Genomic DNA, 23,676 nt, shown 5'->3' with positions numbered 1-23,676 from the left:
TAGACAGTGGCTTAAAAGTCCGTTGAACCGCTTTGTAAGCCCGACACCTGAATCGTAGATGTCTTGCCGGTTTTTCTGTCGGTGACGTTTAATTGCAGTTGTCCGTCTTTGTTTGAAATATCCACGATAAAATCGCTGGTCACCATTCGCCCTGGTTTACCGGTATTAATATTGGTGAGTAACCCACCCAATATTTGTGATTGTATTGCCTGGGTGAAATTATCCAGCGCGGAGGTGGTTTCCACACCGTAATCTTTATAGCTGGGGTCAGTATAAGAATTTTGTGCCTGGGCACTATTTAATAAAAATGCACCGTTATTAGGATTACCGCCGAAATTAGGATTACGAAACTGGAATGTCATTGTTCCCGCCCAGCATGCAGGCGCGATAAGCAACAGCGCAAGCAGGGTATATATGCTACGCATAATAGCCTCCGGAGATTTAACGTATTTTAGAATTCATCACTCGCCATATCGCCAACGCTAAGTAGCGCCTGGTTTATTTGCAGGTGATCGATCGCTTGCTGGGTTTGCGCCAACGCGATTTCAACATTTTTCTCAAAGTCGCGGTGTGTCGGGAAAAGAAAAGTCTGGTATACGACACTCTGATTGACGATTATCGTTATCCAGCTTCCCCAGCGGGCGCTAGGTCGTTCATTAATGGTTAAATTCCCTTTCCAGCTACTTTCCCATTTATCACTAAATGCACGATAAAAATCGTGTCCGACAGACGATACGGTGTGATCGGCTAAAAGCCCGGGAACTTCGACTTCCACAGCCGATACGTTTACGCAGGCGATCAGTAAAGCTGCGGTTGCCAGGCGATACCCATAGCGTTTCATAGGATTAACGCCTGAGATTATCGTTAGCCCAGGAGACGGCTTGCGTGCGGTTTTTTACCGCTATCTTCCTGAAAAGATTATAAAGATGTGTTTTTACTGTATTTTCACTAATGAACAGCGAGCGGGCTATCTCAACATTGGATGCGCCGATACGCAGCTTATTAAGGATCTCTTTTTCTCGGTGGGTGAGCAGTGCGGATTCAGCGCTGTAGTAACGATAATTCCCGGCATGTGTGATGAGATAACTCGCCAGTTTTTGTGAGAAATAACACTCACCACGCTGCACGCCTTGTAATCCGTCGACCAACTGGCTTCTGTCTTCTGAAATGTAAAATACACCCGTAATATTCGGCCAGTTTTCTATCTCCTGGAATGGATAATCAAGGGAGGTATTCATCAGCAATAGTTTTAGATCACCTTTTTTTTGCGACAGGATATTCTGCCATTGCTGGATCAGTTTTTTATCCACATCCATCATGTCGAATAAGACAATGCTCAATGCTGGAATGTCATCAAGAGGTCGTTGAATATTATGGAGCTTTCCGGGCAATGATAGCGCAAATTTTAAATGCTGCAGAAGCGCCGTTGCCTGTAATGAAGGTTTGGTAATTAATAATAAAACGGAAATAGCTGAACTATGGACTTCACTAAACATGATGAAACCCCGCGTATTTGTTTTTTGTTCATCAACTTCAACCCCGGTTATTCACCGGGGAAACCAGATGTACTGTCGGATGCGCTATGCTGTGATCAGAAATAAGTGCTCAGCCCGTGCGAGGGAAAATAATACAAAGTAATGAGTGCTGCGGATTTAATCTAACGCTTGCCGATCTTAAATCAAGTGTTAATCATGTAACAGAATGTAAAATTAAATATTGAAATGTTATTTTGATGGTTAGTTAAGTTGATATGTAAGCACTAAAGAAAGCTGTTTTAAAAAGGAGGTAGTGCGAAATTTTATACTAAGAACAAAGACCTGACTTTTGTTGGCTTCAGGTTTTCCTTATTTTTCTTTTTGGTGTTGCCACGTATCACATACATTGACTGTTATAGCATCGGGATAACTATTTAAGAAAAATCATCTGATGCTATCTCTGCTGCAAGTGGGGGGTAATTTTTCTTCATGCTTTAGAATGATATGACTAATGAAAATCCAACTTGCTGGTGAGATATTTTCTTTTTATCCACGGCATACTCAGTTTTGCAACCAGGTATTAACAAGTAAGTTCGGCGGTGACAGCATGAAGAACAAAATAGCCTTTATGATGTTAATCCTGCCAGGAATGTCGGGATTTGCAACTGCAGCCGGTTATGACCTGGCAAACCCGGAATATAATCTGGCAGTTAATGAACTGAGTCAGGCGCCTTATAATCAATCAGCCAATATTGACCAACAGGGTACGAGTAATAGTGCGTATATTGATCAACGAGGTTCGAAATTATTAGGCGTTATTTCTCAAAGTGGTGGAAATAATTCAGCGCAAATTAACCAGTCCGGAAGTTATAACCTGGCGTATATCGATCAGGCCGGTAGCGCCAACGATGCGAGTATTACGCAGGGTGCTTATGGTAATAGCGCAGTTATTATTCAGAAAGGCTCGGGCAACCGGGCAAATATCACGCAGTATGGTACGCAAAAAACGGCAGTAGTGGTGCAACGACAGTCGCAGATGGCTATTCGCGTTATTCAACGTTGAAAGTCCTGTGGCTTTAATCTCAATCCAATGGGGGTTTACCATGAAACTTTTCCAAGTGGCAGCATTCGCAGCGATCGTTGTTTCAGCAGGCGCATTTGCAGGCAGTGTCCCGCAGTATGGCAATGGCGGCGGTCATGGCGGTGGTAGCAATGGCCCAAATTCTGAACTGAGCATTTATCAATATGGTAGCGCTAACGCCGCCCTTGCTCTGCAAAGCGATGCACGCGAATCTGACCTGACTATTCATCAGTACGGTTCCGCCAATGCCGCCGATGTGGGTCAAGGTTCAGATGACAGCACCATCGATTTGGTACAGAACGGGTCGCAAAACAATGCCACTATCGATCAGTGGAATGGCCGCAACTCTGATATTTCTGTGAGCCAGTACGGCGCGGGTAACGGTGCGCTGGTTAACCAGACTGCATCTGGCTCAAGCGTCACTGTACAGCAAACCGGTTACGGTAATAACGCTACCGCGAATCAGTACTGATCCCCCAGGCAGGAATAAACAGGGCTGCGGCCCTGTTTTTTTTTGGAGGCGCTATGCATACCTTATTATTGCTGGCGGCGTTATCCAGCCAGATCACGTTCAATACCACCCGCGACGGCGACAATTACACCATTACCCCGCTGGTGCAAGTTACGCAGGATTGTGTTTGCCAGGTGCAGATTATTACCGAGCGTGAAGGCGCTGCGGGTGTTAGCCAAAGCCGGCAACGAAACACAATGACTCTCCCGGCGAATCAAACGACGGCGATTTCGCGCATTCGTTTGAGTATTTCCGCACACGATAACGTCAAAATTATCGTCACGGTGTCCGATGGCCAGTCGCTACACCTTGCCCAGCAGTGGCCTGCTGAATAATCATTCTGGAAATGAAGCCGCACTAAACTTATTTCTCATCTGAATGCTAAGTTTAATAAAGGAACACGCCAATGGTGCCGATATTTATGTTATCGATAGCCGACGCTCAGCTTTCAGGGATGGGTGATTTGTGAGGTGTTTATGCGACTTTTTAAAGCGTTTGTTCTTCCTGTTACCTGCCTTTGCATTATGTCATCAGCCTATGCTGGAACCCAACCGGCGGGAGGTGTGATCCATTTTCGTGGCGCTATCGTTGAAGGGGGCTGCGAAACCCGTACACAGAACCAAAATCTGCTGCTCTCCTGTCTGCAAAACAATAAAATGCAGACCCAGCAAATCCCTGTTACCGATGAAACCCGGCAAGCTCTCTCTCCACAGGTAGCACAAGTCCAGATGCGTTATCTCGATGCGCAGCAATCTCGCGCTGAGGTTACCATCACCTATAACTGATGATTTTGAATATGTTGCCTTCTGTATTTCCGGGTACACTTAACGGTGTTAACGGGTTACTGGCCGGATAGGGGGCAAAAATGCAACCACGTATGCAGGTGCTTCAAGGGGATATCACCACGCTTGAAGTGGATGTGATTGTGAATGCGGCAAACTCATCATTGCTTGGCGGCGGCGGTGTGGATGGTGCAATTCATCGTGCCGCTGGGCCTGCTTTGCTTGAGGCGTGCCGGCAGGTACGTCAGCAGCAGGGCGAGTGCCCGCCAGGCCATGCGGTAATTACGGCGGCAGGAAATTTAAAGGCGAAGGCGGTGATCCACGCGGTTGGACCGGTCTGGCGTGGCGGAGAGGAGAATGAAGCGCGCTTGCTGGAGGATGCATACCGCAATAGCCTTCTGCTGGCGGAAGCCAATAGTTACACGAGCATTGCTTTTCCCGCTATCAGTACCGGCGTGTATGGTTACCCAAAAGCCGCGGCGGCAGAAATCGCTGTTAATACCGTTGCTGCGCACCTCATACGTCGGCCTCAACTCCAGCAGGTGATCTTTGTTTGTTTCGATGACGAAATGACGCAGCTTTACCAGCGCTTACTAACTCAGCACATCCAATAAGTCGCGGCTGCTCTGCGACCAGAGCAGCCAGGGCGTTATCTGGCGTGAGCATGGCGCTTCGCGTCGTTTTGTTGCGGCTTACCGGAAAAAAGGAAGCGAAGTAGTGGAATGCGCAGATGGATTTCATACAGCAGCAGCGCAATACCAATGACGAAGACCAGTCCGGTAAGAAAACCAAGGAGATTAGACTGGATATGCGGTGTGATCCACGCGCCAAATAACAACGTCAGTGGATGGTGTACCAGATAGATAAACAGGGATGCATTTACGAAATAACTGACGCGCGCAGACTGGAAGTTCAGCAACTTGTGACCCAATGAAAAGACCACATTGACCATCCACAGCCCCAGTAGCATGGTGATAACCGCCTCGGTTTCGTACATCCAGCCATCGCCACTGCCGTAGCGCTGGTTGAGCAAATAAGCCCCAAAGGCCAGAGCAGAACCGAACATGCACCACGGCGAAGGCGTGGTAAACAGCGACTTCAGACGCGAATTAATGAACGCCAGCGCACCAAGAATGAAGAACGGAATGTAGAACAAGGTCTGCATTACCGCAAAATTAAATAGCGCGTCACGTAATATTTCCGGATGCAGTATCAACACAATTCGACGGAACGCCGCCCAGGCGATACCTAACAGCAGGAACCAAAGTGACAGTTGTGCCAGCGAAATATTGCCAGCCAGCCGTTTAGCGCTATTTTTTAGTTTTTTAAACAGCACCATGCTGACCGTTGTTAATACTACGAGGACAAGTAAGAACCATAAATGAGAGATGAGTTCCCATGACAGCGTGTTGAATTTGTCATAAGTCGATAGGGTGTGCCATTCGGCCGTTTTATCTTTCACATATTGCAACATAATAAATTGCGGCAGTGTCAGCAGTGGGATCGCAGTGAGCATAGGAATGCCGACGCGCTCAACGCGTAGCTTCCACCAGTGCTTTAGCGGGTAGCGCAAATACAACATGTATGAAAAGTAACCGGAAATAACAAAAAACACCTGCATACGGAACGCATGTATGGCGTCATTGAACAGCGTCAGCCACCATGAGGGGTAGGCGCTGTTTACATGCCACATATGGCTGGAGTAGATCAGCGAAATATGAAACGGGATCCCAAGCAGCATCAACCACGCGCGTATGGAATCAAGGAAATATTCTCGTTGTGCGGGGGTTTTGGTCATATTACTCCGTACATTCTCAGACTTTTCGTCTTATCCATAAGACAAATAATGATTACATTCGCAACCAACCCTACACTATGACCGATAACCTGTCTCCAGGATAAGCCTGCAAAACGATAAAGGGTTAGTTTCATTTGCTTATTCAATGAGCCTGCGTGGAGAACAATGCGGGGATTCAGTTGTCGGATAGCCAGAGTTTCCATTAAAATGGATCGGATCGATTTAAGCACACAAAGGGGGAAGTGCTTAGTTATTATGAAACCTAAATTACGAATGATGAAAATGCGTTGGGTAGGTGCTGCTGTTCTGTTGTCACTTTATACGTCATCAGGCTGGGCCTTTTCTATTGACGATGTCGCAAAACAGGCACAATCACTGGCCGGTAAAGGCTACGAAGCACCCAAGACCAATTTGCCCTCTGTGTTCCGTGAGATGAAGTACGCGGACTATCAGCAGATCCAGTTTAACCACGACAAAGCCTACTGGAACGCGATCAACACCCCATTTAAGCTTGAGTTTTATCATCAGGGTATGTACTTCGACACGCCAGTGACCATCAACGAAGTGACTACCACTGCCGTACGTAAAATCAAATACAGCCCGGATTACTTCAATTTCGGCAATGTCCAGCACGATAAAGACACGGTCAAAGACCTCGGTTTCGCCGGTTTCAAAGTTCTGTACCCCATCAATAATAAAGATAAAAACGATGAAATCGTCAGCATGCTGGGCGCAAGCTACTTCCGCGTGATTGGCGCAGGGCAGGTGTATGGCCTTTCCGCTCGCGGTCTTGCCATTGACACTGCGCTGCCATCTGGCGAAGAGTTCCCGCGTTTTCGTGAGTTCTGGATTGAGCGTCCAAAACCAACTGACAAACGCCTGACCATCTACGCGCTGCTGGATTCACCGCGTGCAACGGGTGCTTACCGTTTTGTGATCATTCCAGGCCGCGACACCGTGGTGGATGTGCAGTCCAAAGTTTACCTGCGCGATAAAGTGGGCAAACTTGGTGTTGCGCCGCTGACCAGTATGTTCCTGTTCGGGCCGACTCAACCCTCTCCTGCGACTAACTATCGCCCGGAATTGCATGATTCCAACGGGCTATCGATGCTGGCAGGCAACGGTGAGTGGATTTGGCGTCCGCTGAATAACCCGAAACATCTTGCTGTTAGTAGCTATGCGATGGAAAACCCGCAGGGCTTTGGTCTGCTGCAGCGTGGTCGTCAGTTCTCCCGTTTTGAAGATATCGATGACCGCTACGATCTGCGTCCGAGCGCATGGGTAACGCCGAAAGGCGAGTGGGGAAAAGGCAAAGTCGAACTGGTCGAGATCCCGACCAACGATGAAACGAACGATAACATCGTCGCTTACTGGACGCCGGATCAACTGCCGGATCCGGGTAAAGAGATGAACTTCAAATACACCATCACCTTTAGCCGTGACGAAGACAAACTGCATGCACCAGACAATGCATGGGTATTGCAGACGCGTCGCTCCACAGGTGATGTGAAACAATCAAACCTTATCCGTCAACCTGACGGAACAGTCGCGTTTGTGGTGGATTTCACCGGTCAGGATATGAAAAAACTGCCGAAGGAAACCCCTGTTACCGCGCAAGCCAGCATTGGCGATAACGGTGAGATCGTTGAAAACACCGTTCGCTATAATCCGGTTACGCAAGGTTGGCGTTTGATGTTGCGCGTGAAGGTGAAAGATCCGAAGAAAACCACGGATATGCGCGCGGCGCTGGTCAACGCCGACCAGAACCTGAGTGAAACCTGGAGCTATCAGCTACCTGCCAATGAATAAGACAATTGAGTATATCGACATGCTGCCGCTTTCCAGGACGGAAAAAGCGGCGCTGCCGACAGAGAACATTCGCAGCGTGCATGAAGCGCTGGATAAAGAGCATACGAACTGGACGCGTGATGATGATACGCCGCTTGGTTCTGTGACGGCACGTCTGGAACATAGCTGGCCGGATTCGCTCGGCGAAGGGCAATTGATCAAAGACGATGAAGGGCGCGCGCAGTTACAGGCGATGCCGAAAGCAAAACGCTCTTCGATGTTCCCCGATCCGTGGCGCACCAACCCGATTGGTCGTTTTTGGGATCGTCTGCGCGGGCGCGAAGTTGCGCCGCGTTACCTTGCGCGCTTGACCAAAGAGGAGCAAGCGCACGAGCAGAAATGGCGTACCGTCGGCTCTATCCGCCGCTATATCCTGCTGTTGCTGACGCTGGCGCAAACCGTCGTCGCAACCTGGTATATGAAAACCATTCTGCCGTATCAGGGGTGGGCGCTGATCAACCCAACGGATATGGCGGGCCAGGATCTGTGGGTTTCCGTTATGCAGCTCCTGCCGTATGTGCTGCAAACCGGTATCTTAATCCTGTTCGCGGTGCTTTTCTGCTGGGTTTCCGCCGGGTTCTGGACCGCGTTGATGGGCTTCCTGCAACTGCTGATTGGCCGTGATAAATACAGTATTTCGGCTTCAACGGTGGGTGATGAACCGCTTAACCCGGAGCATCGTACGGCGCTGATCATGCCTATCTGTAACGAAGACGTGGATCGCGTTTTTGCAGGCTTGCGTGCCACCTGGGAATCCGTGAAAGCGACCGGCAACGCGGCGCACTTCGACGTCTACATTCTGAGTGACAGTTACAATCCGGATATCTGCGTTGCTGAGCAGAAAGCCTGGATGGAGCTGATTGCAGAAGTACAGGGCGAAGGGCAGATTTTCTACCGTCGCCGCCGCCGTCGCGTAAAACGCAAAAGCGGTAATATCGATGACTTCTGCCGTCGCTGGGGCAGCCAGTACAGCTATATGGTGGTGCTGGATGCGGACTCCGTGATGAGCGGCGAGTGTCTGACCGGGCTGGTACGCCTGATGGAAGCGAACCCGAACGCCGGGATCATCCAGTCGTCACCGAAAGCGTCCGGGATGGATACGCTTTATGCACGCTGTCAGCAGTTTGCAACCCGCGTTTACGGGCCGTTGTTCACCGCCGGTTTGCACTTCTGGCAGTTGGGTGAATCCCACTACTGGGGTCATAACGCGATTATCCGCGTGAAACCGTTTATTGAGCATTGTGCGTTGGCACCGTTGCCGGGTGAAGGCTCGTTTGCCGGTTCGATTCTTTCCCACGACTTTGTCGAAGCCGCACTGATGCGCCGTGCCGGTTGGGGCGTGTGGATCGCTTACGATTTGCCTGGCTCGTATGAAGAGTTGCCGCCAAACCTGCTCGATGAGCTGAAACGCGACCGCCGCTGGTGCCATGGCAACCTGATGAACTTCCGCCTGTTCCTGGTAAAAGGTATGCACCCGGTTCACCGCGCAGTGTTCCTCACCGGCGTGATGTCCTATCTCTCCGCACCGCTGTGGTTTATGTTCCTTGCGCTTTCCACGGCTTTGCAGGTAGTGCATGCGCTGACAGAACCGCAATACTTCCTGCAGCCGCGCCAGCTGTTCCCGGTGTGGCCACAGTGGCGTCCGGAGCTGGCTATCGCGCTTTTCGCCTCGACAATGGTGCTGCTGTTCCTGCCGAAGCTACTGAGTATTATCCTGGTGTGGTGCAAAGGGCCGAAAGAGTATGGCGGTTTCTTCCGCGTAACGATTTCCCTGCTGCTGGAAGTACTGTTCTCGGTGCTGCTTGCGCCGGTGCGTATGCTGTTCCACACCGTGTTTGTGGTCAGCGCGTTCCTGGGCTGGGAAGTGGTATGGAACTCGCCGCAGCGTGACGATGACTCTACGCCGTGGGGTGAGGCTTTTATGCGCCACGGTTCTCAGTTGCTGCTGGGTCTGGTATGGGCTGTCGGGATGGCGTGGCTTGATCTGCGCTTCCTGTTCTGGCTGGCGCCGATTGTCTTCTCGCTGATCCTGTCGCCATTCGTGTCGGTTATCTCCAGCCGGTCTACTGTCGGCCTGCGCACTAAACGCTGGAAACTGTTCCTGATCCCGGAAGAGTATTCTCCGCCGCAGGTGCTGGTGGATACGGATAAATATCTGGAGCTGAATCGCTCGCGCAGCCTGGATGATGGCTTCATGCATGCGGTGTTTAACCCGTCATTCAACGCGCTGGCAACCGCCATGGCAACGGCACGTCACCGCGCAAGCCATGTGCTGGAAATTGCCCGCGATCGCCATGTTGAGCAGGCGCTGAATGAAACACCAGAGAAGCTGAATCGCGATCGTCGTCTGGTGTTACTGAGCGACCCGGTCACGCTGGCGCGTATGCATTATCGCTTGTGGGCGGCACCTGAGAGATATCTGTCATGGGCGAGCTACTATGAAACGCTGAAGCTTAACCCGCTGGCGTTAAAGGCTAAGTAAGCCGACATTAAGGAAAATACCGGCCTGAGAGCCGGTATTTTTTTATCTGTATCAAACGAGAAGAGGTTGCCTGTGAAAGTGATTTTGGTGGCAGTCATAGCGTGCCTGCTTAGCGGTTGCGGCAGCATCGTCAGCCGGACAATCCCCGGTCAGGGGCACGGTAATCAGTATTATCCCGGTGTTAAGTGGGATGTCCGCGACTCAGCGTGGCGCTACATTACCGTGCTTGATTTACCTTTCTCACTGGTGTTTGACACGCTTCTGTTACCGCTGGATGCCAATCACGGCCCCTACGAGTAATCAGCGCTCATCCCACTCATCAGCGGCTGTCTGGCCCTCTTCGGTATCAAGTGGGGGTTCTAGCTGGAATTCACCTTCGTCCCATTCGTGCAACGTATTCTCTTCTTGCCACTCCTGGCTTATCTCGACTTCATCGAAATCGCCGTCAAAGACACTTTGTGCGGCTTCACCACTCAAAAGAGGCAGACACTCGCCTGGCTCTTCTTCATCCGCAAAAAACTCAGCGCGCCACGCGATATCGCCCTCCTGAAGAACATACTTTTGCACATTGAATTGCTGCACGCTGATTTCTTCTTCATCAAGATCCGGGTTATCGGCAATGAATAATTCCCGCGCGACATCAATTGCTTCCGACAGTGTTGAGTAATACTCCAGTTCAGTTTCGGCCATATCATTGCTCCTGAGATAACAGTAAAAAAGGTATGCAGAAACCTATAGACGCTGGCTTTGCGAGCGTCAAATTTGTAGTAAATGAATCAGCGATTTCATGAGATAACGAGAACGCCGTACTGCTGAATGCGGGGGCAGTGACTGATATTTGTGCCTGCTTATTTGAGTATCTCCGGTCCTTCAGCCACCTTCATAGTTAGCCCTCGGGGTTGGAGTCCTGCGTTTCGCACGCGCATACCTTTTCGGGCTTCGCTAGTAACATTCGTGAAGTGAAAACTACTTAACGGGGCTGCTGGCGAGCCAATAATAAAGGCGACGGCTTTGCTGTCGCCGTTCGCGGTTACTTTTAGACGGTAATATTGCGAAAGTGTGGCGTGGTATGTTTACCGAACCGCTGTTTTGCATCGCTACCCAGCGGGGCATATTTGTGCGTAGCGCAGCATGGATTTAGGCAAATGTATATTTTGCATCGAGCGCATGGTCACTTTTTATGCGCTACTCCTGGCGTTGAACGTTGCGGGTCGCCTCTGCACGTGCCCGGCGGGCAGGGCGCTGCAAACTGAACCACGAATAAAGGGCATTAAACAGAACGACGCCCGCCGTCACGCAAAACACCGCACGAAAACCGTAGCTTGCCGAGACCGCGGCACCCATCAGCGGGCCGGTAACATTGCCAATATCGCGAAAAGACTGGTTGTAACTGAATATCCGCCCGGCAATTTGATTGGTGGAGTTATAGACCAGCAAAGTTTGCACCGCAGGAAGCAGCGCACCATCAGCGGCGCCGAGCAGGAAGCGCAAAATGCCCAGTTGCCACGGAGTTTGCACCAGTGACATGGGCAGCAGTAACAAGACGGAGATTATCAATGCCGCGACCAGGATTTTCTCCGGGCCGATTTTGTCACCCAATTTGCCCAGACGGGGTGCGCTAAGCAGTGCCGCGACGCCAGGCACGGAGGCAATCATGCCGCTGATAAAGGCAATATTACTGACATTCCCTGCAAGATCGCGCACATAAAGGGTCAAAATCGGCGCAATAGAACCGGTCGCAACCTGGATAATCATGGTGGTAATAAACAGGCTCAACACCAGTTTGGGGCTTTTTAGCGAGGCGAAAACCTCTTTGAAATGCAACATCTCGCGTTTTGCCACCGGGGTGAAATTTTCGCGGATACACAATAACGTGAGAAGAAAACAGATAAATAGCACGGAGGCGGTAATAAAAAAGACCATCCGCAAGCCCCAGGTATCAGCCAGCAAACCGCCAGCCAGCGGGCCAAGCAGCGCACCGCTAACGCCTCCCGTAGAGAGCGTACCCAGCGCCCAGCCGCTTTTATTGCGCGGCATTTGTGTGGCGATTAAGGCATTGGCGTTGGGGATAAAACCGCCCAGCAAACCGAGCAGTGCCCGCAGCACAAGAAGTTGCCAGACATTTTGTGCAATGCCCATTAACGCCATAACAATTGCCATGCCGAGCGCGGAACGTAGCAGCATGATTTTCCGCCCTTTACGGTCGGCAAGACCACCCCAGAAGGGAGAGGCGATAGCTGAGAACAGGAAGGTGATGCTAAAGACTAAACCGGACCACATATTGAGCGCGCCGGGATCGGTGATGCCAAGCTGCTCGACATAGAGGGGGATAAAAGGCATGACCAGGCTAAACGCCGCGCCGGTGAGAAAACAGCCAAACCAGGCAACGGTGAGATTGCGCTTCCAGTTTATTGGGGCATCAGAGAGAGACATAACCGTCCGTAACAGCACACATTAATAATAATCGATAGTAAGCATGCTAATTATGCGCCCAGGTTATGATTGCCGCAATGCGCTGGCGCAGCTTTGTATGACAAAAAAAGAGCCTGCATTTGCAGGCTCTTTATCGATTTAGTAGCGAGAGGGGACGCCTTCCGGGCGCGTTTTGAAGCGGCGATGCAGCCACATATATTGCTCTGGCGCCATCATAATGCAGCGTTCAACCACTTTGTTCATCCATGCTGCGGTGGTTTCCGCGTTATCCAGCGGAGGGGAGCATTCCGACTCGAGAATAATCAGTTCGTATCCTTTGCCACCCGGTTTACGGCGCGGAACAAAAGGTACGATACAGGCCTGGGACATGCGTGCCAGCATCCAGGTTCCGGACGTGGAAGCCGCATCTTTAACGGCAAAGAAAGGGGCGAAAACGCTGGCGCGCGGGCCGTAGTCATGATCGGGCGCATACCAAACAACATCACCCGCTTTCAGGGCGCGGATCATACCTTTGAGATCTTTACGGTCGATCATGCTTTTATTGGAACGCATGCGACCCCAGGTTTGCAGCAGGTCAATAACCGGGTTGTCATTCGGGCGGTAGACACCGATTCCCGGTTCGTTCAGACCAAACATGCGGGCACCAATTTCCAGTGTCAAAAAATGTACGCCGATCAGCAAGATTCCTCGGCCTTGCGCCTGCACGTTTCTGACATGTTCAAAATCGATAACGTCCATCCAGCGTGACATCCGGTGATCGGACCAGAACCAGGCCATACCGGTTTCCATTAACCCCATGCCAACAGATTCAAAATTTTTCGCGACCATTTGCTGGCGCTCTGTTTCGCTCATTTGCGGAAAACAGAGTTCAAGATTGCGCTGCGCAATGCGTACACGTCGTCTCATCAGGTGCTGCGCCAGATAACCAATGCCGCAGCCGAGGCGGTAAATCACGGGATAGGGGAGTTGAACAACTAACCACAGCACACCGACCCCGAACCAGAGAGCCCAGTAGCGCGGGTGCAGCAGCGATGCCGTAAACTTGGGTAAATGCGTCATGACTGTCCTGTTTAAAGCAACAAATCCCTGTATTCTTGCATTTTTTCGGAATTAACCAAAATCAGGGCGCACAGAATGCCTGTTTTGTCAGGAATTGTTGCGGTGTAATCATTAGAATGAGAAAAAATGTAGCGCAAAATGTGTGGATGTAAATTATCAGTATTTGCTTTATGATGCCGCCGTTTTTTCACCCTAACTTTGCAGGACACGTACACCATGCCAGTGTTACACAACCGCATCTCTAATGATGAACTGAAGGCGCGGATGCTCGCGGAAACTGAGCCGCGCGTTACCGTCTCGTTCTATAAATATTTCTCGATTATCGACCCGCAAGCCACTCGTGACGCGCTCTATCAGGCTCTTAGCCAACTGAACGTGTTTGGCCGCATTTATCTTGCTCATGAAGGTATCAATGCGCAAATCAGCGTGCCACAAAGTAAATTCGACGCCTTTCGCCAGGCGCTTTATGCGTTCGACCCGGCGCTCGACGGCCTGCGTTTAAATATCGCGATTGATGATGACGGTAAATCCTTCTGGGTGCTGCGCATGAAAGTCCGTGACAGGATTGTCGCCGATGGTATTGAAGATGAAAGTTTCGACGCCAGCGATGTGGGAGATTATCTGAAAGCGGCGGAAGTGAACGCCATGCTCGACGATCCAGAGGCGGTGTTCATTGATATGCGTAATCACTACGAATATGAAGTTGGGCATTTCGCCGGTGCGCTGGAGATCCCGGCAGATACGTTTCGCGAGCAGCTACCGAAAGCGGTAGAAATGATGCAGGAACATAAAGATAAGAAAATCGTCATGTACTGCACCGGCGGTATTCGCTGCGAGAAAGCGAGCGCCTGGATGAAGCATAACGGCTTCAACAAAGTGTGGCATATCGAAGGCGGCATTATCGAGTATGCGCGCCGCGCGCGTGAACAGGGCTTACCGGTGCGTTTCATCGGCAAAAACTTTGTGTTTGACGAACGTATGGGCGAGCGCATTTCTGATGACGTTATTGCCCATTGCCATCAGTGCGGTACTTCCTGCGATTCCCATACTAATTGTCGTAATGACGGCTGCCATTTGCTGTTTATTCAGTGTCCGGCCTGTGCAGAGAAATTTAAGGGTTGCTGCAGTGAGCTGTGTAAAGAAGAGAGCGAACTGCCGGAAGAAGAGCAGCGTAAGCGTCGCGCGGGGCGGGAGAATGGCAATAAAATCTTTAACAAATCCCGTGGACGTCTGAATACCCGGTTGGGCATTCCGGATCCGGAATAAAACCTGAGGAGAGGGTTGCCCCTCTCCCGTAATCTTACTTCTGACGCACGCCCTCCACTGAAATAATCAGCTCAACATCCTGTGACGCCGGGCCAAGATCGGTGGTGATGTTAAAATCTTTCAGCTTAATTTTGCCGGAAGCTTCAAATCCTGCGCGCACACCGCCCCACGGATCATCGCCCTGGCCCATCAGTTTTGCCGCCAGTACTACCGGTTTGGTTACGCCATTCAGCGTCAGGTTGCCGGTGATATCCAGTCCGTCACCCGCTTTTTTCACGTCGGTTGAAGTAAAGGTTGCTTGCGGGAATTTCGCGACGTTCAGGAATTCAGCGCTGCGCAGGTGCTTATCGCGTTCCGCATGGTTGGTATCCACACTGTTAGTGTGAATGGTTACGTTCACTTTGTCTGAGGCCGGGTTGGCTTCGTCGAAGCTAAAAGTCCCGTCGAAATCTTTAAACGTGCCATAGAGCCAGCTATAGCCGAGGTGCTGGATACGAAAATTAACGAAGGCGTGTTGACCCTCTTTATCAATTTTGTAGTCCGCAGCAATAGCAGAACCCGTGGTGAACAGCAGCGAAGCGAGAGCGAGTCCCGGCAGGATTTTCTTCATATTATGCTCCAGAGTCAGGCGACGATTTTCCCAGCATGCGCTTGAGAGTGACGTCTTTATCGATGAAATGGTGTTTAACCGCGGCAAGGCCATGCAAAACGGACAGCACAACCACTGTCCATGCCAGCCAGAGGTGAATATTTCCTGCAAGGTCGGCTTGCGATCCGGCATCGGCAAGCGTTGCGGGTATCTCGAACAACCCGAAAACGCTGATGGGTTTACCGTCGGCAGTGGAGATCAAATAGCCGCTGAAAAGAATGCCGAACAACAGCAAATAGAGCGCGATATGGACAAACACAGCGCTGATATGCGTCAGACGTGAATAGCTGGTGAGCGGCTTTGGTGGCGGGGAAAGAAAACGCCACACGACCCTGAAAACCAAGCCGAGCATAAGCAAAATGCCGATGCTCTTATGTAGCTCAGGCGCTTTATGATACCAGCCGTCGTAATAGCTCAGCGTCACCATCCACAGACCCAACGCGAACATACCATAAACCACAATGGCCACCAGCCAGTGCAGCACAATGGAAACGGCGCCGTAGCGCTCAGGTGAATTGCGTAATGGCATAATTGTTAATCGCGGTTAATAACTGGTTAAATTAAAATGGCGGGAGAGAAACAATATTGCAACTCAAAATTACGAGATTGAAGCGTTATTTTTTCTATATCGTTATTTTTGAATGACTTTGCGGGATAACATTCAATGTATTAGGTTGATTGGAGTGTAACTCCTGAATTTATTAAGATTTTATTGCAGTGGTGATGTTTAAATATTTTGTTCTGGAAATATATTTTTATAAAACTATGTCAATTTTTGTCAGTATTTATCAAATGGGCCATACAATATAGATAATATCGATCAGCGCGATAAGTAACCACAGCGCAATATAAATCATCAAATGTTCACGCACGTTATTTATTAAGAAATGAAACAAACGGCGCATATTCTCTTCGCAAAAATGCAATAAGCGACCCCGAATGAGGCCGCTGAAGGTTTACCCGGCAAAGCGGGAAAGTGAGAACGGTTGTAAGTCAAAATGTGAGCTTTTGCCGTGGGCAAATTCACAGGCAATTTCACCGAGCACCGGCGCAAATTTGAAACCGTGCCCGCTAAGACCAGTGACAATCAGCGTGTCCGGGAAGCCCGGCAGCGTATCAATAATAAAGTCTTCGTCCGGAGAGTTATCGTAAGTGCAGGACGCGCCGTACAAACAACCGCCGATGCCAGGTAGGAACTGGCGCAAAAAAGAGAAGCATTCGGAACCATCTCCCGGTTCTTCGCCAAACGGCGTACGCTGTTGGGCTTCGCTGATAAGCTGCCCGCCGTTGTGGCGGCCGATTTTTAATTCATTATCTTCTGCCGGGAAACCGTAATACTGGTCGCCATTGGGCATTTCGCCGGTAAACGCCGGGAATGTGTTCTTGGTGCTGTAGCGGCCATCGGCCTGGAACCATGCAAAAACTTTGCGGACCGGTTGTATCGGGAGTTCTGGCAGCAGTTTTTGCACCCAGGTGCCAGCACTGACAAGGACTTTTTTGCCATGGAATGTCCCTTCCTGGGTATCGATGCTGATGCCGTCTGCATGATGATGCAGCGCGGTGACCGGGCAATTGAACAGCTGAGCGCAGCCCGCCTCTTTGGCAAGACGGATCCAGGTCTTTACCGCCAGCTCGCTACGCAGCACACCGGAGTCGGCTTCAAACAGGCCGATGTAATCATCGGGTACGCGGATTTCCGGCCAGCGCGACATCAGTGAGGGGGCATCCAGTTTTTCGACAGCCAGTTGCCACTGCGCTGCGCTTTGCGCGACGTTAGCCAAAAAAGGTGAATCAGCCGGACCAATGTTGATAACGCCTGTGCGTTCAAACACCGCTTCGCCGCTTTCCGTCGCCAGTTGCTCCCACAATTGCTGTGCGTGCAACACCAGCGGAACATATTTCTCGCCTTCGCCGTAAGCGTGGCGAATTAAGCGCGTATCGCCGTGGTGGCTGCCCTCCTGGTGCGGTGGCAGATGTGCATCGGTCATCAGCACGTTCAGCCCGCTTAGCGTGGCATAATAGCCTGCCGCTGCGCCGACAGAGCCGCTGCCAATAATAATGAGATCGTATTTCATGGTGGGTTCTCCAGGCAAATGCGTGTTCAGGAGGGTAAATAACCTGGGAACGTTATACAAGGATAGAAATAAGAAAGGCACCACGAGGGTGCCTGTTGAGTCTATATTGAGCATTATTACTAATGTCTGCGGTACTCATCTTGCTGATAGTCGCCCGATTCAATCTTGGCAATGCCCGCTTCGAGTATCGATATAAACTGGCGGGCAACATCGGTCGTTAACCACAACGTCTGGCCGACTTCGGTCTCTTCCTGAGCGGCTCTGTTTGGGGTCTGGTAATGCAACCGGAGCATCAGTGCGTCGTAGCTATCCACGGTACTGATGTCCCATCCGACCAGTGGATGGGTCTGGATGACTTCATTATTCTTTACCATCATAACCCCCTTTATTGGCGTGTTTAATTAGACAACGACTCTTGAGGTTCAATGCGTGTTTTATTTGAAGCTTTTTCAGTATACCAACAACTGGGGTAGTAGATCGAATAATTAAACACTCTGCAACATGTTTTTTCGGCCGTTAGATTTTTTTGAATAAGAAAGCGGGCTCTTAACCATATATTTTTATTAAAGAAAAATTGCGCCAGGAATTTGCTTAAAAAAACAGCAAAAAAAGCCGGGGCGACCCGGCAATAAGCACAAACTTAAAGAAAAATTAGTCGGTGATAAACCAGTCGTCGGCGCTTTCCCAGGTTTCCTGCAAAATTTCAGTTATGCGATCTTTATCTTCTTTTGCACCGCCTAAAACCGACAGATTATTTGCTGCGGCATAGCGAACCGTAATTTTATTTTCGCGATCGGGGTAACAATTGTTCAGACGACGAGATAACTCGCCCGCCAGTGCATCAACGGCGCCGGCCGGTAAGGGTGTGGTTTTGGCGATAGTCACTTCAATGCGCATAATAGCCCCCTGTGTAATTTACTGTATGTTTATACAGTTAAGCGAAAAATATTACAACAGGGAGCGATAACTTTTTTAGCGCTTAACGCGCCAGCGCACGGTTTCACCCGCGAGGAATGGCACCAGCGAATCTTCCGGCAGCGAAATCATCTCTGGCACCGGGCTCTCTTCACGCACCAGCTCAACAAACGTTTCATTCAACGGTAAGCCATAAAAACGTGGCCCGTTGACTGAACAGAAGGCTTCAAGGTGCTGTAACGCATTCATCTCTTCAAACACGGTTGCATAACTGCCAAGCGCAGTGGGAGCGTTAAAACAACCGGCGCAGCCACAGCTAGCCTCTTTACGATGGCGCGCGTGCGGCGCAGAGTCCGTACCGAGAAATGCGCGAGTAAAACCGCTGGCAACCAGTTCGCGCAGCGCCTGCTGGTGAATATTACGCTTCAGGATCGGCAGACAATAAAGATGAGGGCGCACACCACCGACCAACATATGGTTACGGTTAAACATCAAGTGCTGAGGCGTGATGGTCGCGGCCAGCAGATCATTTCCTTCACGCACATAGTCGGCGGCATCTTTGGTCGTAATATGCTCAAACACCACTTTCAGCCCAGGCAGGCGCTGGCGCAGAGGTTCCATGACCGTTTCGATAAACTGTGCTTCACGATCGAAAATATCAATGTCTGCGTGCGTCACTTCACCATGCACCAATAGCGGCATGCCCAGTTTTTCCATCCGTTCCAGTACCGGCATAATTGCATCAATGCTGGTAACACCATGGCTTGAGTTGGTGGTGGCATTGGCCGGATAAAGTTTCGCTGCGGTGAAAACCTGTTCGTTAAAGCCGCGTTCGACTTCATCTGCGCTCAGGCTGTCGGTCAGGTAGCAGGTCATCAGCGGTGTAAAATCATGCCCGGCGGGCACGGCATCAAGAATACGCTGGCGGTAGGCGATAGCCGCATCCACGGTCGTGACAGGAGGAGCGAGGTTCGGCATGACAATGGCGCGAGCGTAAGTTTCGCTGGTCCATGGCACAACGGTTTTCAACATGTCGCCATCACGTAAATGGACATGCCAGTCATCAGGACGGCGGATTTTCAAAACCTGGGGTTGTGTCATTCGAGTGCTCCGGCTGGTGAGAAACAGGTGTTTTTTGCCGGGCACTAAGGATAAGCGGAAACGTTTTCGTTTGCATCCTTTTCCTGAAAAAAAGGGCGCTCGCGGCGCCCTGTTATTTAGTCGGTGAGGGGGATAATAATTTCGCCCGGTTTCACCTCAATTCCTTTGGCATATTTTTTCGCCAGTGCCTCGCCTTTGCTGCTGTCTTCTTTCAGCACATAAGCAGGGCGTTGGTTAAAGTAGTTGCGTAGTGACTGATTAAGATAGGGTATCAGCGTTTGTAATACGGTCTGCATTTTTTCCGGTGAGACGGTGGCGTTAACCACTTCCATCTCCTGCAGATAAATTGCGCCTTTTTCCTTATCAAACACTGGCAACGCTTTGAGTTTCAATTTGATGATGGCTTTCTGGTTGCCAAAAAGCGAAGTCATATCCAGATTCGCATCACCGGTCAGCGTGATTTTATTGGGTTCTTCGCGACCGATTTCACTGGCCAGGTTATTCAGCACAATATGGGCATCCGCAACGCCGGGCACGCCAATATCTTTGGCGAAGTCGTTACGTTTTTGTAACGCCTGGTTAATCTCCTGTTCGCTGATCGAATATTGGGTCAGTTGATTGCACCCCACCAGCACGCCGCTCAACAGTAATGCTGCGGCAAAAATAATTCTCTTCATGAATTCCTCAACGTAATCGCCATGCTACGACGCAGGGGCGTAGCATGCGACACACGCTAAATAAAGGCCAGCGGAAAAAGCTGAAAGGCATGACGGAAGCGGGCGTGCTTCCGTCATGGGCGGTTAAATAGCCATCGATGACAGCAAGTTAATTTGTGTCTGTTTCGCCATATTGTCACGGTACGCTGCAACCCGGCTGGGCCAGTTGATACCGCTCACGAGCGTCAGGTTACGTAGCAGCGGGAAGAGATGAATATCATCATCGGAGAGTTCTCCGTTCACTGCGTTGGGCTGAACAATCAATTTATCCAGCGCCCGCAAATCGTCGCTGATATTTTTGGCTAACCCTGTTGAATGGCTGAGGTGCTCAGCAAAATCGCCAATGGCGGCCTCTTTTTTGGCTACAAACCCGGCGCGCGCCTGCGGCGTAGAAAATTCGTCAAACGCCGATTTTGCGAAGCGGGGAATCAACAGCTTATTAACGTAACCATTGACCTTGCGTAGCCACTCTTCAATTTTCGGATTTCGCTTGCCGGTCAGCAGCGGTTTGCCGTCGAGCTTATCGACGTAGTGAACAATATCCATGCTTTCCGGCAGATAGCGGCTGTCGTCCTTTTGCAGGATCGGCACCATTTTCTGGCCAATCATTTTTGTCGGCGTGGCTTCGTCATCATTAAGCAGGATCTTGAGTTCGACGGGGATGTTCTTAAGACCGAAAATCATACGGGCTTTAATGCAGAACGGGCAGTGATCGTAAATGTAGAGTTTCACGTTTCTCCTCCATACTGGCTTATCCATCAACTATCAGTATGGAAGAGGGAAAACCGGCGCGCAAATCAGGCACCGGGCTCGAGCATGGTCGGGCGAATGCGTTTGTGACTGAATTGCCACAGCAGCGCCATTGACGTGATCATCCCGATAACGCCAAGCATCATCCACGGCAGCTCCGGCTGGTTAAATGCTTTTCCGGCGTCAAACAGCCAGCCGCCACCGGCATAACCGAGCGCGCCACCGAAGGCCAGCCCAAGACGGCTGAACCCCATATAGCTGCCGCGTGCACGGGCATCGGCTAGCTGCGCGCTTAACGTTTCCCGCGCGGGCTCGGCAATAATGGAGCCAATGTAGAAGGTGCAAATTAGCGTGAAGAGCTGTTGCAGCGTACCGACCATCCCCACAGGCAGCAGGCTGAATGACATCACCAGCAGACCCACCATCAGGCGATGCTCAAGGCGAAAACGTTTTTCACTCCAGCGCGCAATCGGGTAGAGCAACGTCAGCGAGAGACAGGCTTCAATGGCGTACATCCATTTCACTGCCGCCGCTGAACCGGCAATGTCATTAACCATAATCGGCAGCATCAACATGACCTGCACCGCCAACATGTAATAACCGGTTAGGGTCAGCACGTAAGTCACAAAACGTTTGTCACGCAGCACGCGCGTCAGACCTTCGCGCACCGGCGCTTTCACCGTTGAGAGTTTCCATGCAGGTAGCAGCCAGGCGTTAAACGCGGCACACAAGATAAACATCAGCGCACCGGCTGCGCACACCAGACGAAAGTCATATTGCAGCAGCCAACTGCCGAGCAGCGCACCAATAACGGCGCCTGCGCTGTCCTGCATCATTAACAGCGAGAAAAAACGGCTGCGCTGATTGGGTCGCACCAGTTTCACCACCAGCGCAGAACGAGGCGGATCAAATAATGTGCCGCCGAGCCCGGAAAGAATGCAGGAGAGCCATAACAGCCAGGGTTCATGCGCTACTGCCATTGCGGCAAAACCGCCCGCTCGCATCAACATGCCGGTGACAATCAGCGGTTTGGCACCGAACCGATCGGCAATTGCACCGCCGAAAATCCCCAAACCTTGTTGAATAAACTGACGCAAACCGAGCGCAATGCCGACCATTAAGGCCGCCCAGCCAAGCTGGTCAACAAAGCGGATAGAAATCAGTGGGAAGACAACGAAAAAGCCGAGAACCACCAGCATATTATCGACAAGCAGGAAATATTTACCCAGGCTCCTTGCCTGCGATATGCGCGCCATTTCCCCTCCGGGAAATAAGAAAGATAAGACCTTCTTATTCTGCGGTTTCGTCAGGCCTTTTCCCATCTTCACAGTGACAATATTTTTTTATCAACATCCGCCTTTGATTGAGACTTTTCATCGAAAATGGTGTTTGACGCAGAAAATGCCATGTTGCTGTTTTCCCACAGCGCCAGAGCAACTGTATAGTAAAGGGAAGGGGTTAAAAGAGTCGTAAAACGGAAGGAGTGGTAATGCATGTTTGGCTATCGCAGTAACGTGCCGAAAGTACGCTTAGTAACAGACCGTCTGGTGGTTCGCCTGGTGCATGAGCGTGACGCATGGCGGCTGGCGGATTATTACGCAGAAAACCGCCAGTTTTTAAAACCCTGGGAACCCGTGCGCGATGAAAGCCATTGTTATCCTTCCGGTTGGCAGGCGCGCCTTAGTATGATCAATGAATTTCACAAACAAGGTTCCGCGTTCTATTTTGCGTTGCTCGACCCAGAAGAGAAAGAGATAGTCGGCGTGGCGAATTTCTCAAACGTGGTGCGCGGCTCTTTTCATGCCTGTTATCTGGGATATTCCGTCGGCCAGAAATGGCAGGGGCAGGGGCTGATGTTTGAAGCGCTGACCTCGGCCATTCGCTATATGCAACGCACGCAACATATGCATCGCATTATGGCGAACTACATGCCGCACAATAAACGCAGCGGTGATTTGCTGGCGAGGCTTGGCTTTGAAAAAGAGGGCTATGCCAAATCGTATCTGCTAATTGACGGGCAATGGCGCGATCACGTGCTTACCGCATTAACCACGCACGAATGGACCCCCGGACGCTAAGGAGTTTTGATGAAGTATCAATTAACCGCCGTAGAGGCGAGGGTGATTGGCTGTTTACTGGAAAAGCAGGTCACAACGCCGGAGCAATACCCACTCTCGATTAATAGCGTGGTGACTGCCTGCAATCAAAAAACCAACCGCGAACCAGTAATGAACCTTGGCGAACATGAGGTTCAGGCGGTGCTGGACGAGCTGGTTAAGCGCCATTATCTGCGCACGGTGAGCGGTTTTGGTAACCGGGTGACAAAATATGAGCAACGTTTCTGTAATTCCGAGTTTGGCGATCTCAAGCTCACTGCTGCCGAGGTGGCGCTCATCACCACGTTATTACTGCGCGGGCCGCAAACGCCCGGCGAATTGCGCACTCGCGGTGAACGCATGCATCAGTTCAGCGATATGGCTGAAGTGGAAAATGCGTTAGAACACCTGGCGACGCGCGAAGACGGGCCGTATGTGGTGCGTCTGCCCAGAGAGCCAGGCAAACGCGAAAGCCGCTTTATGCATCTTTTCAGCGGCGATGTGCAGACGCTGGTCAATGTTGTTGAAGCCGTCAGCCCGCCGGAAGCGTCTCTGGCGGCGCGCGTCGACGCGCTGGAAGAGGAAGTGGCTGAACTGAAGCAGCGTCTCGATTCACTGCTTGCACATCTGGGGGATTAA

28 protein-coding genes are annotated in these 23,676 nt (G+C 50.8%); 11 read left to right on the top strand and 17 right to left on the bottom strand.

From position 1 onward, the window contains the following. Positions 1-11: 11 nt before the first annotated feature. Genes csgF through csgD form a run of 3 tightly spaced genes read right to left on the bottom strand, consistent with a single transcriptional unit; the run spans position 12 to position 1,496 of the window. Positions 12-425 carry a curli production assembly/transport protein CsgF gene (csgF, locus tag ACFX4O_RS00320; protein ID WP_020457403.1) on the bottom strand — a complete coding sequence of 138 codons (414 nt, stop codon included), beginning with the start codon at positions 423-425 and terminating at the stop codon, positions 12-14. 26 nt (positions 426-451) lie between these two features. Beyond that, complete coding sequence (gene csgE, locus ACFX4O_RS00315; protein WP_380206470.1) at positions 452-841, bottom strand: curli production assembly/transport protein CsgE; 390 nt, start codon at positions 839-841, stop codon at positions 452-454. Between the two features lie 4 nt (positions 842-845). After that, positions 846-1,496, bottom strand: coding sequence for a biofilm master transcriptional regulator CsgD (csgD, locus tag ACFX4O_RS00310; RefSeq protein WP_380206468.1), 651 nt, complete (start codon positions 1,494-1,496; stop codon positions 846-848). Between the two features lie 586 nt (positions 1,497-2,082). Between csgD and csgB the strand changes: the two genes are divergently transcribed. From csgB to ymdB, 5 genes are all read left to right on the top strand, one after another. Further along, positions 2,083-2,538: a curli minor subunit CsgB gene (gene csgB, locus ACFX4O_RS00305; RefSeq protein WP_380207612.1), complete on the top strand. Its 456-nt coding sequence runs from the start codon at positions 2,083-2,085 to the stop codon at positions 2,536-2,538. 40 nt (positions 2,539-2,578) lie between these two features. Further along, positions 2,579-3,028: a curli major subunit CsgA gene (gene csgA / locus ACFX4O_RS00300; protein ID WP_131411683.1), complete on the top strand. Its 450-nt coding sequence runs from the start codon at positions 2,579-2,581 to the stop codon at positions 3,026-3,028. 53 nt (positions 3,029-3,081) lie between these two features. Beyond that, the gene (gene csgC / locus ACFX4O_RS00295) at positions 3,082-3,402 is read left to right on the top strand and encodes a curli assembly chaperone CsgC (protein ID WP_131411684.1); all 321 of its coding nucleotides are present in this window, start codon (positions 3,082-3,084) and stop codon (positions 3,400-3,402) included. 228 nt (positions 3,403-3,630) lie between these two features. After that, complete coding sequence (locus ACFX4O_RS00290; protein ID WP_380206465.1) at positions 3,631-3,852, top strand: hypothetical protein; 222 nt, start codon at positions 3,631-3,633, stop codon at positions 3,850-3,852. Between the two features lie 80 nt (positions 3,853-3,932). Beyond that, entirely contained in the window at positions 3,933-4,463 is a 531-nt protein-coding gene (ymdB, locus tag ACFX4O_RS00285; protein WP_380206463.1) for an O-acetyl-ADP-ribose deacetylase, read from the top strand. Positions 4,464-4,498: 35 nt separating this feature from the next. On the opposite strand, the gene mdoC is transcribed toward ymdB, so the two are convergent. Further along, on the bottom strand, positions 4,499-5,647 hold the full coding sequence (gene mdoC / locus ACFX4O_RS00280) for a glucans biosynthesis protein MdoC (RefSeq protein WP_131411690.1): 1,149 nt from the start codon (positions 5,645-5,647) through the stop codon (positions 4,499-4,501). Between the two features lie 273 nt (positions 5,648-5,920). On the opposite strand from mdoC, the gene mdoG reads away from it, so the two are divergent. The 3 genes from mdoG to ACFX4O_RS00265 all read left to right on the top strand — a co-directional run bounded on the left by mdoG (position 5,921) and on the right by ACFX4O_RS00265 (position 10,277). Further along, positions 5,921-7,456, top strand: coding sequence for a glucans biosynthesis protein MdoG (mdoG, locus tag ACFX4O_RS00275; RefSeq protein WP_131411857.1), 1,536 nt, complete (start codon positions 5,921-5,923; stop codon positions 7,454-7,456). Further along, the gene (gene mdoH, locus ACFX4O_RS00270; RefSeq protein WP_380206461.1) at positions 7,449-9,977 is read left to right on the top strand and encodes a glucans biosynthesis glucosyltransferase MdoH; all 2,529 of its coding nucleotides are present in this window, start codon (positions 7,449-7,451) and stop codon (positions 9,975-9,977) included. Before mdoG ends, mdoH begins: the two co-directional genes overlap by 8 nt. Positions 9,978-10,049: 72 nt before the next feature. Further along, entirely contained in the window at positions 10,050-10,277 is a 228-nt protein-coding gene (locus ACFX4O_RS00265) for a YceK/YidQ family lipoprotein (RefSeq protein ID WP_131411696.1), read from the top strand. On the opposite strand, the gene ACFX4O_RS00260 is transcribed toward ACFX4O_RS00265, so the two are convergent. From ACFX4O_RS00260 to ACFX4O_RS00250, 3 genes are all read right to left on the bottom strand, one after another. Beyond that, positions 10,278-10,667, bottom strand: coding sequence for a MysB family protein (locus ACFX4O_RS00260; RefSeq protein WP_380206458.1), 390 nt, complete (start codon positions 10,665-10,667; stop codon positions 10,278-10,280). Positions 10,668-11,162: 495 nt separating this feature from the next. Then, complete coding sequence (gene mdtG / locus ACFX4O_RS00255; protein ID WP_380206456.1) at positions 11,163-12,410, bottom strand: multidrug efflux MFS transporter MdtG; 1,248 nt, start codon at positions 12,408-12,410, stop codon at positions 11,163-11,165. A 138-nt stretch (positions 12,411-12,548) separates the two neighbouring features. Next, positions 12,549-13,469 carry a Kdo(2)-lipid IV(A) acyltransferase gene (locus tag ACFX4O_RS00250; RefSeq protein ID WP_380206454.1) on the bottom strand — a complete coding sequence of 307 codons (921 nt, stop codon included), beginning with the start codon at positions 13,467-13,469 and terminating at the stop codon, positions 12,549-12,551. Between the two features lie 216 nt (positions 13,470-13,685). Here ACFX4O_RS00250 and ACFX4O_RS00245 point away from each other — a divergent pair, with 216 nt between their 5' ends. Continuing rightward, complete coding sequence (locus tag ACFX4O_RS00245) at positions 13,686-14,735, top strand: rhodanese-related sulfurtransferase (protein ID WP_380206452.1); 1,050 nt, start codon at positions 13,686-13,688, stop codon at positions 14,733-14,735. A 34-nt stretch (positions 14,736-14,769) separates the two neighbouring features. Here the strand turns inward: ACFX4O_RS00245 and ACFX4O_RS00240 are convergent, their stop codons facing one another. From ACFX4O_RS00240 to mdtH, 10 genes are all read right to left on the bottom strand, one after another. Then, a complete protein-coding gene (locus ACFX4O_RS00240) occupies positions 14,770-15,345 on the bottom strand; it encodes a YceI family protein (RefSeq protein WP_380206451.1) in 576 nt (191 codons plus the stop codon). Position 15,346: 1 nt separating this feature from the next. Further along, complete coding sequence (locus ACFX4O_RS00235) at positions 15,347-15,913, bottom strand: cytochrome b (protein ID WP_380206450.1); 567 nt, start codon at positions 15,911-15,913, stop codon at positions 15,347-15,349. A gap of 259 nt (positions 15,914-16,172) precedes the next feature. Beyond that, on the bottom strand, positions 16,173-16,289 hold the full coding sequence (locus ACFX4O_RS00230; protein ID WP_380206448.1) for a YceO family protein: 117 nt from the start codon (positions 16,287-16,289) through the stop codon (positions 16,173-16,175). A gap of 51 nt (positions 16,290-16,340) precedes the next feature. Continuing rightward, positions 16,341-17,459, bottom strand: coding sequence for an N-methyl-L-tryptophan oxidase (solA, locus tag ACFX4O_RS00225; RefSeq protein ID WP_380206446.1), 1,119 nt, complete (start codon positions 17,457-17,459; stop codon positions 16,341-16,343). Between the two features lie 119 nt (positions 17,460-17,578). After that, positions 17,579-17,833, bottom strand: a complete 255-nt coding sequence (gene bssS / locus ACFX4O_RS00220) for a biofilm formation regulator BssS (protein ID WP_007374460.1) — start codon at positions 17,831-17,833, stop codon at positions 17,579-17,581. A gap of 277 nt (positions 17,834-18,110) precedes the next feature. Beyond that, a complete protein-coding gene (gene dinI, locus ACFX4O_RS00215) occupies positions 18,111-18,356 on the bottom strand; it encodes a DNA damage-inducible protein I (protein ID WP_131411710.1) in 246 nt (81 codons plus the stop codon). A gap of 75 nt (positions 18,357-18,431) precedes the next feature. After that, complete coding sequence (gene pyrC / locus ACFX4O_RS00210) at positions 18,432-19,475, bottom strand: dihydroorotase (protein ID WP_380206444.1); 1,044 nt, start codon at positions 19,473-19,475, stop codon at positions 18,432-18,434. A gap of 116 nt (positions 19,476-19,591) precedes the next feature. Further along, on the bottom strand, positions 19,592-20,152 hold the full coding sequence (locus ACFX4O_RS00205) for a lipoprotein (protein ID WP_380206442.1): 561 nt from the start codon (positions 20,150-20,152) through the stop codon (positions 19,592-19,594). 123 nt (positions 20,153-20,275) lie between these two features. Continuing rightward, positions 20,276-20,923, bottom strand: coding sequence for a glutaredoxin 2 (gene grxB, locus ACFX4O_RS00200; RefSeq protein ID WP_131411722.1), 648 nt, complete (start codon positions 20,921-20,923; stop codon positions 20,276-20,278). Positions 20,924-20,988: 65 nt separating this feature from the next. Then, on the bottom strand, positions 20,989-22,197 hold the full coding sequence (gene mdtH, locus ACFX4O_RS00195) for a multidrug efflux MFS transporter MdtH (RefSeq protein WP_380206440.1): 1,209 nt from the start codon (positions 22,195-22,197) through the stop codon (positions 20,989-20,991). Between the two features lie 237 nt (positions 22,198-22,434). Here mdtH and rimJ point away from each other — a divergent pair, with 237 nt between their 5' ends. Together rimJ and ACFX4O_RS00185 are read left to right on the top strand one after the other, a co-directional pair. Beyond that, positions 22,435-23,019, top strand: coding sequence for a ribosomal protein S5-alanine N-acetyltransferase (gene rimJ, locus ACFX4O_RS00190; protein ID WP_131411726.1), 585 nt, complete (start codon positions 22,435-22,437; stop codon positions 23,017-23,019). A gap of 9 nt (positions 23,020-23,028) precedes the next feature. Continuing rightward, positions 23,029-23,676 (top strand): YceH family protein, encoded by a 648-nt coding sequence (locus ACFX4O_RS00185; protein ID WP_131411728.1) that lies wholly within the window; start codon positions 23,029-23,031, stop codon positions 23,674-23,676.

Origin of the sequence: Kosakonia sp. YIM B13571 (assembly GCF_042788095.1) — a bacterium.
In the GTDB taxonomy this organism is placed as follows: Bacteria; Pseudomonadota; Gammaproteobacteria; order Enterobacterales; family Enterobacteriaceae; genus Kosakonia; species Kosakonia quasisacchari.
The sequence above is the reverse complement of the archived record's forward strand: the minus strand, read 5'-3'. Positions and strand labels throughout refer to the sequence as shown.